This is a genomic window from Vallitalea maricola (genome assembly GCF_036985595.1).
GTDB lineage: Bacteria > Bacillota > Clostridia > Lachnospirales > Vallitaleaceae > Vallitalea > Vallitalea maricola.
Genome location: NZ_BTPU01000015.1, coordinates 52,264 through 63,202 on the forward strand (window position 1 = coordinate 52,264; position 10,939 = coordinate 63,202).

Sequence of the window (10,939 nt, forward strand, 5' to 3'; positions counted from 1 at the left end):
TTGAAAATAAAATTAGTCAATTTATATAGGAATAGTAGTATTCTCTATAAGATAATGTTCAATTATATTATTATAATATTACTTACTGTTATAACTTTAAGTTGGTTAAATTTTAATAGAATCAGTAAATCTCTTGAAGAAGTTACTAATGACCATACTTTACAGATGGTTAAACAAGTACAGAATAATATTGAATTCTATATAAGTAATATGGAAAAAACAATAAATTATATTTCTAATGATAAATCTCTTCTACAATATGTAAATCAAAGCTATACCACTGATAGTGAAAAGAAAATATTAGAAGACGATATTCTCTATTTATTTAACAATTATTCAAAAACGGAGTTGGATATTTCTGGTATATTATTTACTGATTCTTATGGTAATTATATCAGTAATAATATGAAAAAAATTGAAACCACTCCTCTTAATAATGATTTCTGGTTTAGAAAAGCTGTTGATAGCCCAAATGAAATACATTTATTCAGCAAACCTATTGGGAGAAATGTAAGAAGTATCTATGATTATTATAGTGCGGATAATGTTATATCAATTGTAAAAGCAGTCAAAGATTCAAAAGAGAACTTCAGAGGAGTTATTATGATTGATATGAAATTATCAGTAGTTGAGGATATTATTGATAATGTCGTGTTAGGAAAAAGTGGTTTTCTATATGTAGCAGATAACAAAGGAGACGTGGTTTATGCTCCAGTAAATAAAATAGTCTATAGAATACATCCTTCAATAACACAAGATATGCAGCCACAAAATAATCTACACACAATTGATAACAAAAATTATCAGATTCTAAAAAATTATTCTAACTATACCGGATACAATGTCATAGGTATATTTCCTACAGATGAAACAATGAGTATAATCATTGAGGTCATTATGTATATAATTCTATATGGTATTTTAATAATAATTCTTGCAATTATTTTATCAGGCTTATTAACAAGATCTCTGACAAAACCAATAAGTAAATTAAGAAAATTAATGGCAGAAGCTGAAAATGGACAGCTTGATGTAAGATTTGAAAGCAAGTATAATGATGAGATCGGTAAGTTAGGTAAAAGCTTCAATAAGATGATTGAATCAATAAAAAATCTCATTAATATAGTTTATATTGAACAACGAAAAAAAAGAAAAGCTGAGTTAAGAGCTTTTCAAGCTCAGATTAAGCCTCACTTTCTATATAATACATTAGATACCATTAATTGGATGGCACAAGATTATGAAGCAGATGATATATCTGAAATAGTAACGTCCCTAACTAATCTATTCCGAATCAGCCTTAGTAAAGGTAAAGAAATAATTACGTTAAAAGATGAAATAAAACATGTTGAAAGTTACTTAACCATTCAAATGGCTCGTTATGAGGATAAATTTGACTATACTATAGATTATGATGAATCATTATTGGAATCAAGAGTGATTAAACTAATAATACAACCTATTGTAGAAAATGCTATCTATCATGGTATTAAAGAATGTGAGCATAAAGGTCATATTTCCATAAAAATAACTAAAATAGAGAATAAAATATGTTTTATTATTAATGATAATGGAATAGGGATAGATAAAGAAACAATAAATGAGATGAATGACATGTTCAATAAAGTTCGAGACAAAACAGGTAAATATGGAATCGGTATGTTTAATGTAAATGAAAGATTGAAGTTAAGTTTTGGTGAAGATTATGGTATAAAAATAGAGAGTATCAAAGGACACGGTACTACAATTAAAATATTGCATCCAATTATACAAGATTAAAGGGAGGGTTTTTGGTGTATAAACTTTTAATTGCAGATGATGAACCTAAGATTAGACGAGGATTAAGTAAATTAAAATGGGAAGAGCTGGGTGTTGAAGTTGTAGGAGAAGCTGAAAATGGTAAAGTAGCTCTACAATTAGCAAAAGAACTTAGGCCGGATATTATGTTTGTAGATATATGTATGCCTTTTATCGGAGGGTTAGAATTAATTACTCAGATAAAAGAAATCTTGCCTAACTGTATAATAATAATAATATCAGGTTATGATGAATTTGAATATGCGAAAAAAGCACTGACTCTTAAGATATTCGATTATGTTCTAAAACCAGTAAACAGAAAAGAATTAATGGAAACAGTAAAAAGAGCGATAGTAACCTTGGAACAAAATCTTAAAAATAATCAATATATCAATTGGGCTAAATATCAAGTTCACAAGAACAAAAATACTATCCTACAGCAGTTTTTAAGCGATTGGTTAAATTTCAGAATCTCATTTGATAAAGTATATAATCAATTTAATTTATTAAACATTGATTATAGCAAAATAAATTTATTATTTTTAGTTAAGCCATTAGAAATTGAAAACAAAGATACAGTGAAATTGGAAAGGGACCTATTGAATTTTTGTCTAGAAAATATTTTACAAGAAATATTAGATGAATATAAGCAAGCATTGATTTTTCATGAAAACGATGTTGTAGTAGTACTATTACCTATGACACAGGAAGATGAGATATTAAATATTGAAAAGAGTATCAAGATGAGTATCAGTAAATATCTAGGTAGAGAAGTTGTGACACTTTATCAAAAACTCAATGATGATTTTTTTGAGTTACCAGATTATTATAAAAATCTTTATAAACAACTTATTTCTACTATTGAATATACACCTATAGTTCAGTTGGCAAAATGTTATATAGAAAAAAAATATTATGACCAAGATTTAAGTCTGATTGAAGTTTCAAAAGAACTTAATGTAAGTGCAGCTTATCTAAGCAGGTTAATAAAAAAAGAGACTGGGATGTCTTTTAAAGAATATTTAACTAAAATACGTATTAGTAAAGCAATTGATTTCATGAATAATCCAACGATAAAGTTATATGAGATTGCTGAGAATGTTGGATATAGTACACAGCATTATTTCAGTTCAGCATTCAAAAAAATAACTGGGGTTTCACCTACTGTTTATAGACATGGGAAGGATGAAGGCATTTGAAAAGATTAAAATTCAGTTATCACATTTTAATATTAATACCTATAATCATAATTGCATTTTTTATAATCAATTCTTTGACTAGTAAGAGTTCAAAAGATCCTCAGATTGATTATTTAATTGGAATGTCACATCCTAATCTAAGTGAAGAATGGCAGATACTGGTTAATGAACAAATGAAAAATGAAGCAGAAAAAATAGATAACCTTAGTGTTATATTCACTAATGCTGGCTCTAGCACATATAAACAGGTAAAAGATATAAATATGTTAATGGATTATGGCATTGATTTGCTTATTATTACTGTAAATGATGCTAATGTTCTAGGGCCCTTATTAAGTGAAATAAATAAAAAAATACCAGTTATAGTTCTGGATAGAGATGTGAGTAATTATGATTTTACTCTTTATATTGGTCCTGACTATTATTCTCTAGGGAAAAAAGCAGGTGAAAGGGTAGTAAGTCTTCTTGGTAAAAATGGAGGAAAGGTTATTGAAGTTAGAGGACCTATAGAAGAACCTTCAGTTGTTGAACTAAGTCATGGATTTGACTATATAATCAATCAACATCCTAATATTAATATTTTAACAAGTATTTCTAGTGAATGGTTAACAAGTCAAACTGAAGAAAGAATGAATAAACTACTCAAAAAGATTTATGATTTCGATATAGTATTTGCCCATAATAATGCTATGGCATTAGGGGCTTATTATGCGTCCAAGACCCAGGATTTAGATATAAAGCTTATTGGTGTATCAGGTTTGATGTCCAATAAATATAGATCATATTTAGAAGAAGGAATATTGGATACAACTTTTCTATGTCCTATAGGAGGAAAAGAGGCAATTGATTATGCAATAGATATATTGAATGGAGAAAATGATATTCCAAGAAAGATTATCCTTAATACTATACCAATAACTAAAGAAAATATGACTGGTATAGAGAGTGAGCCTATCAAGAGAGAATCTATCAAACTTGGGTATATTGACTCGTATACCTCTGATAGCTTTAATTTAGAAACTACTTATACTGCATTTGAGAAAGAAAGCATAGAGTTGTTATATAGAAACATTAATTCAAATCTATCTATTAAACAGCAGCATGTTGAACAACTAGAGGCAATTAAAAACCTTATTGATAATGATGTAGACATGATTGCTATATCTCCTGTTGTTAGTTCAGGTTGGGATGAAGTACTTACTATAGCAAACAAAAAGAATATCCCTATAATATTGTTAAATAATATGGTGAATTCAAAAGAAAATCTATGGACAACATATGTTGGTTCTGATTATTATGACCAAGGAAAATTAGCTGCTAGTTATCTTGTAAATAATGTTTACAATATGAAAAATGATATAGTAATAGCTGAGATAAGAGGTCATAGCAAGTCCGCATCAACCATCCAGAGAACGGAAGGTTTCAATCAAGTGATTAATGGTTATTCTAGAATCAATGTAAAATATAGAGTAGATACAGATTTATCATTTGAAGAAGCATATAAACAGATGACACGTATATTAGATGATGATAAGGTCAATGTAGTATTTACACATGAAGAAGATATATCTTATGGTGCATTGAAAGCAATAAAAGATTATGGTTTGACCATAGGAAAAGATATAATTATGGTTACAACATGTAATTCAGTAGATACATCCATGAATAATCGTGATATTAGCTGTTTGGTTCAATCTTACCCTGTTACTCAAAGCCAATTAATTAAAGTAGTTAGAGATTACATGAATGGTATATCACCTAAAAAGGTTATAAATAAAGATAAATTAGTTATAGAAAATAAATAATATTTCTTAATATATATAAATACATTTTTTGATTATTGCATATTAGGGAATATTATGATATATTTGTAAGTGACAAGACACATGTAAAGTCATATAAGTGACTGATTCATAGAAAAGGTGATATTATGAAAGAAAACTTGAAAACAAAACTGATTGAGTTGAAGAAAAAAAAGAATGCAGTCATTCTAGCCCATAATTATCAACTGGATGAAATACAAGAAGTTGCTGATTACATAGGAGATTCTTTAGCGTTATCAAAAATAGCTATGAGTGTAAAGGAAGATGTAATAGTCTTCTGCGGTGTCAAATTCATGGCTGAAACTGCAAAGATACTTTCACCTGATAAGAAAGTGATACTGCCTGTAATAGAAGCAGGATGTCCTATGGCTGATATGGTAACGGCAGAGAAATTACGTAGCGTAAAAGAAGACTATCCAGAGGCTGCGGTAGTATGTTATGTCAATTCCTCAGCAGAGGTTAAAGCAGAGAGTGATATTTGCTGTACTTCATCTAACGCAATAAATGTTGCTGATAGTATTAAATCCAATAAGATATTATTTGTCCCAGATCAGAATCTAGGATCATATGTAGGAAAACAAATAATTGATAAAGAAGTGATTTTGTGGCAGGGTTTTTGTATTGTACATAATAGAGTAACTATCCAAAATCTACTACATATAAAAGAAAAATACCCATCTGCTCCTGTATTGGTACATCCTGAATGTAGACCTGAGATTGTAGAACAAGCTGATTTTATAGGTAGTACGTCAGAGATAATAAGAGAAGTTAAGAAACTAAAAGACAAGAAGATTATTATAGGAACGGAAAAAGGCATTTTATATACGTTGAAAAAACAGAATCCTGATAAAGAATTCATATTATTGTCAGAGAAGTTAACTTGCATGAATATGAAAAAAACAACACTAAAGGATGTTATAGCCGCTTTAGAAAATGAAACTAACATCATTGAGGTCGATGAGAGAGTAAGAAAAAAAGCATATGATGCATTAAAAAAGATGATTTTACTATAGATTGTAGGTGAATAGAATGAGAGAATATATAATTCCTTTTGATACTGAGTACAATCCTAAAGAATATACAGATGTAATTATAGTCGGTTGTGGAATAGCTGGGTTGTATACAGCCTTGATGTTACCTTCTGATATAGATGTTACAATAGTTGCAAAGGAACCTTATAAAGAAACAAATTCATATTTGGCTCAAGGAGGAATAGCTGCCCCTTGTGATAAGCTTAATGATACCAAAGAAATGTTTTTTAATGATACCATGGTATGTGGTAGAGGCGAATCTGATACTGAAGCTGTTAGTATACTGGTTAATGAAGCTATGGACAACATAATACAGCTAGAAAAATTAGGAGTCGAATTTGATAAAGATAATAATGGATTCCTATTGGGAAAAGAAGGTGCTCATAGTGTATCAAGGATTGTTAGAGCAGGAGATTCTACAGGAAAATCTGTTATGGAAGCCCTATATCATTTGGCAAAAAGCAAAAAAAATATTAATATTAGAGAAAATATATTTGTAATAGATATATTGACATATGCTAATAAGAGTATAGGTATTCTAATATTGGATGATGGAAGGGTAAAATCAATCTTTTCAAAGTATACTATTATCAATACAGGTGGAATAGGTAATTTGTTTGAACAGACCACTAATGCAAAAGGTATTAATGGAGATGGTATTGCTATGATGCTGCGTGCTAACGGAATTGTCAGGAATATGTCATATCTACAATTTCACCCCACTGTTTTTTACAATAATAGGTCTTTAAAACAAAGTTTTCTTATATCAGAAGCAGTAAGAGGTGAAGGAGCTTTATTGTATAATGAAAGAGGAGAACGTTTTATGGAGAAAGTACATCCAATGAAAGAACTGGCTCCTAGAGATATAGTTTCATTAGCCATAATGCAGCAAATCAAAAAGCAAATCACACCCTGCGTATATTTAGATATAACCCATTGGAATGAAGAAGCTCTAAAATTACGTTTCCCAACTATTTTTGGGTTTTGTCAAAGAAATAATATAAACATGGCAAAAGATTTAGTACCAGTTGCTCCTAGGATGCATTATTTTATGGGAGGAATAAAGGTGGATATCAAAGGCAAGACATCAATAAATAATTTATATGCATGTGGGGAATGTTCATGTACAGGTGTTCATGGTAAAAATAGATTAGCCAGTAACTCTCTATTGGAAGCAATAGTTTTTGGAAGAAGGATAGCAAGGAACATCAAGGAAAATATTTATGATATCATAGATACTGATAAGGATATTAGAATAGTTAATGTTGATAGTTCATATAAAATTATGGAAGATGAGCATACAATAGCAAAATGGATGGGACAGTATTTTGGCATTGATAGGACTATTGCTAAGGTTAAGCAACTTGAAAATAAGATTAACAAGGCTTACTGTAATGCTAAAAAAACCAATATTATATGTAGGGAAGAAATTGAAAAAGTAAATATGATTTCAGTGATAAAAGCAATAATAAACGATGATCTGAACAAAAAGATAACTAAACAAATAAACTTGAATTAATAGTTGATACATAACAAGGAGGATATAATGGTTTTACAGCAAAAAATTGATGAAATAATTATTAAAGCTCTAGAGGAAGATATGAATTATGGTGATATAACTACCGATACACTAATAAGTGATAATCAAAAAAGTAATGCTATATTAATTGCTAAAGACAATGGCATTATTGCAGGATGTGAAGTGTTTTCACGAGTTTTTTATTTAATGGATAAGGAAGTTGTAATAGATTTTCATAGAAAAGATGGAAATCTTGTAGAAAAGAAAGAAATTATTGCTCATATTTCTGGACCTACCAAAAGTATACTCAAATGTGAGAGAACGGCACTTAATATAATACAAAAACTTTCAGGAATAGCTACAATGACTAATAATTTTGTTAATAACACTAATAATATGCCTGTAAGAATTGTTGATACAAGAAAAACAACACCTGGTCTAAGGGCATTAGAAAAATATGCTGTAAGAGTAGGCGGAGGTTATAACCATAGATTTAATTTATCTGATGCAGTCATGATAAAAGACAATCACATTAAAGCTGTAGGTAGTATAAAAAAAGCTGTAGAAACTGCCAAAGCAAAAATTCCACATACTATGAAAGTTGAAATAGAAGTAGAAAACCTAGATGGATTAAAAGAAGCTCTTAACGCAGAAGCTGATATTATAATGTTGGATAATATGACTATAAACATGATGAAAGAAGCAGCATCCATTGCAAAAGGAAAAGCTGTATTAGAAGCGTCTGGAAATGTAGATTTAGATAGAGTAAAAGAAATAGCTGAAACTGGTGTAAACATAATATCAGTGGGTGCATTAACTCATTCAGTAAAGGCTTTGGATATTAGTATAAAATTTTGTTGATATCAGATTAGAATTTAATAATATATATGATAAATCCACAAAAAGCAAAGTATTAAATTGCTATTTGTGGATTTATCATGTTACTCATCAGTTCTTACTATTTAGCTCATAGATTTAAGTATATTATAGGTTATAATTTGATTGAATATATTCTGAAATAAGGTATATCACCTTAAATATAGAAGAAACTGTTATAAATGAATTGCATTACGATTATTATGAATGTTATAATCTAGTAAACAAAGGTATTTAAGGGGGCGTACTATGAATCAATTAACTAAAGAATTATTTGAAAAATGCAAGAAATATATTTTAGAGAAGGGTAGACCATTAGAACAACATTTATTTATTAACTATTTTGTTAAACCTTGTGAATTAGATATTATTAATGACTTGAAGAAATATCAAAATACTGACGGAGGGTTTGGTAATGGCATAGAATCAGATTTTACTTTACCGTATTCCTCACCTATGGCAACTTCTATAGGATTAAGGTATCTAAGTAGATACGATAATCAAAATGAAGCAATATTAATGATTAAAAAGGCTATAGCATATCTAGAAAACACATATGTTCCTGAGCGTAAAGGTTGGTTTGCAGTACCTAGAGAAGTGAATGATTTTCCACATGCACCATGGTGGAATTATGACGAAGAAAAAGGAATGACAATAATTGATAAATATTGGGGAAATCCTTCTGCTGAGCTTATTGGATATTTATATAAGTATAGAGAATACGTTGCTAATTTAGACGTTGATAACATACTAGAATATGCTATAAATAATATAAATAGCAGAGAAGTATTTGAATCACAACATGAGATTTATTGTTATATAGATTTGTATCATACCCTTCCAAAAAAATTAGCAGATAGATTAGAGGGTACATTGGAAAAAGCCATCAGACAACTTGCTAATACACATGTTGATGAATGGGAAGATTATGTTCCTAAACCTCTAGATTTCATTGATAATCCAAATAAAACATATGGTATTGATGAAGAATCCATAAATACCAATTTAGATTATTATATAGACAATATTAAAAAGAATAATATAATAATACCTACTTGGGCATGGAATGATTACGAAGAACAATGGAAAATAGCAAAAGTAGAGTGGACTGCACTTATTACTTTAAATGGATTATGTATTTTGGACAAATTCAACCGAATAGAAAAGTGAATTATAACATAAATAATAAGGAGGCATTAAAATGTTATATGCGCCTGTAAATACCCTTCTTTTTTAAGTGTTAAAAAGAAGGGAGAAAAGATAAGAATTGAATAATCATTTAAAAACAGATACTCTAACAATAAAAGAAATTAATAAAATGGCAATACCCCTTATATTTAATTCGGTAATTGGTATGTTAATAGGACTTATTGATACAGCTATGATAGGAAGAATATCAATAGATGCTTTTGGAGCTGTTGGATTAATTAGTACAACCATTAACAGCATTACTGGAGTGTTAGGGGCTATCGCAATAGCATTCAATATAGCTGGAGCTAAAAACAAAGGTAAAGGAAATACTAAAGAATTAATAGATAATTTTTTATCGGGTATTTTAACCAGTATATTCATAGGATTGTCAATATGGTTTATATTATTAATATTTGGAAATAGATTACTTCAGATAATTTTTGGATTACAAGATATAATATTGCAAGAAGCTATTTCTTACATGAATTTGTTTGGCATAACCATTTGTTTGAATATGATACTGTTTATGTTTTCATCATTATTTAAAATAATTAATACAACTAAATATTTATTTGTTGGTAATATAACAGCTACTATAACTAATGTAATACTTAATTATATATTAATCTTCGGTAAATTAGGATTTAATCCTATGGGAGTTAAAGGAGCAGGTATTGCATCAGTTATATCATTGGTATTAAATATAATAATATATATTAGTATCATATATATAAAGAAATTATTAATAATTAAGGATATCTTATCAATTATTAATATGATAAAAAAAGGATTCATATTATTAAAAAATTCTCTGGCTTTGATGGGACAAGAAATATTGGAATCCACAATATTAGTAATATGTATTAATGCAATATTATCACGTATTGGAGTATTAGAATTATCCATTTTTACATTACTGTCAAGTGTTGTCAGTATCGTGTTAATGCCAATGTATTCTTATGCTTCGACAGCATTAACTCTTGTTAGTAAGAATTATGGAGGAAAGCATTTTGAAAAAATGTTTATAATACCTAAATATTCATTAAGATTAGCAATGATATTTTGTATAAGCTTAGCTGTTATATTTATGATTTTTAAAGAATATGTAGTAATGTTAATTACAAATGATTATAACTTAATCAGCTATAGTCTTCAGTATTTTATAATTGCACTGTGTTCTTGTTTATCTAATATACCTAATAATATATATAAATATAGTTTGCAAGGTATTGGGGATGATAAATGGGTACTGCTTAATGCAGCAGTAATTAATGTTATAGGCATAGGATTTATTTGGTTTTTAAGTATAGCATTAGAAATGGGTATTTATGGAGTTTATGTTGGTATTACATTCAATTATATTATATTAAGTTTTAGTAATAGCTATAGATTTAACCATAGAATTGTTTTATATTCAGAAAAAAGTATCTAGAACCATATTTGTCCATACTATTGATTGTATCATATAATAAATTACTTATTCATAAATGTTTAATATGACAT

The 10,939-nt window shown here is 28.6% G+C and carries 8 protein-coding genes; all 8 read left to right on the top strand.

Features of this window, described 5'->3' with window-relative positions:
- Window positions 1-1,779: a sensor histidine kinase gene (locus AACQ14_RS05275; RefSeq protein WP_339362528.1), complete on the top strand. Its 1,779-nt coding sequence runs from the start codon at window positions 1-3 to the stop codon at window positions 1,777-1,779.
- Between the two features lie 14 nt (window positions 1,780-1,793).
- Window positions 1,794-2,996: a response regulator transcription factor gene (locus AACQ14_RS05280; RefSeq protein ID WP_339362529.1), complete on the top strand. Its 1,203-nt coding sequence runs from the start codon at window positions 1,794-1,796 to the stop codon at window positions 2,994-2,996.
- Window positions 2,993-4,801, top strand: coding sequence for a substrate-binding domain-containing protein (locus AACQ14_RS05285; RefSeq protein WP_339362530.1), 1,809 nt, complete (start codon window positions 2,993-2,995; stop codon window positions 4,799-4,801). Before AACQ14_RS05280 ends, AACQ14_RS05285 begins: the two co-directional genes overlap by 4 nt.
- A 125-nt stretch (window positions 4,802-4,926) precedes the next feature.
- The gene (gene nadA / locus AACQ14_RS05290; protein WP_339362531.1) at window positions 4,927-5,832 is read left to right on the top strand and encodes a quinolinate synthase NadA; all 906 of its coding nucleotides are present in this window, start codon (window positions 4,927-4,929) and stop codon (window positions 5,830-5,832) included.
- A 16-nt stretch (window positions 5,833-5,848) separates the two neighbouring features.
- Window positions 5,849-7,369 carry an L-aspartate oxidase gene (locus AACQ14_RS05295; protein WP_339362532.1) on the top strand — a complete coding sequence of 507 codons (1,521 nt, stop codon included), beginning with the start codon at window positions 5,849-5,851 and terminating at the stop codon, window positions 7,367-7,369.
- A gap of 27 nt (window positions 7,370-7,396) precedes the next feature.
- Window positions 7,397-8,230, top strand: a complete 834-nt coding sequence (gene nadC, locus AACQ14_RS05300; RefSeq protein ID WP_339362533.1) for a carboxylating nicotinate-nucleotide diphosphorylase — start codon at window positions 7,397-7,399, stop codon at window positions 8,228-8,230.
- A gap of 264 nt (window positions 8,231-8,494) precedes the next feature.
- Window positions 8,495-9,415: a prenyltransferase/squalene oxidase repeat-containing protein gene (locus tag AACQ14_RS05305; RefSeq protein WP_339362534.1), complete on the top strand. Its 921-nt coding sequence runs from the start codon at window positions 8,495-8,497 to the stop codon at window positions 9,413-9,415.
- Between the two features lie 97 nt (window positions 9,416-9,512).
- Window positions 9,513-10,868, top strand: coding sequence for an MATE family efflux transporter (locus AACQ14_RS05310; RefSeq protein WP_339362535.1), 1,356 nt, complete (start codon window positions 9,513-9,515; stop codon window positions 10,866-10,868).
- Window positions 10,869-10,939 lie beyond the last annotated feature (71 nt).

Bases quoted from the DNA above. Each gene is read 5' to 3' on its own strand.
- nadA (WP_339362531.1), top strand. From the start codon at position 4,927: ATGAAAGAAAACTTGAAAACAAAACTGATTGAGTTGAAGAAAAAAAAG.
- AACQ14_RS05295 (WP_339362532.1), top strand. From the start codon at position 5,849: ATGAGAGAATATATAATTCCTTTTGATACTGAGTACAATCCTAAAGAA.
- nadC (WP_339362533.1), top strand. From the start codon at position 7,397: ATGGTTTTACAGCAAAAAATTGATGAAATAATTATTAAAGCTCTAGAG.
- AACQ14_RS05305 (WP_339362534.1), top strand. From the start codon at position 8,495: ATGAATCAATTAACTAAAGAATTATTTGAAAAATGCAAGAAATATATT.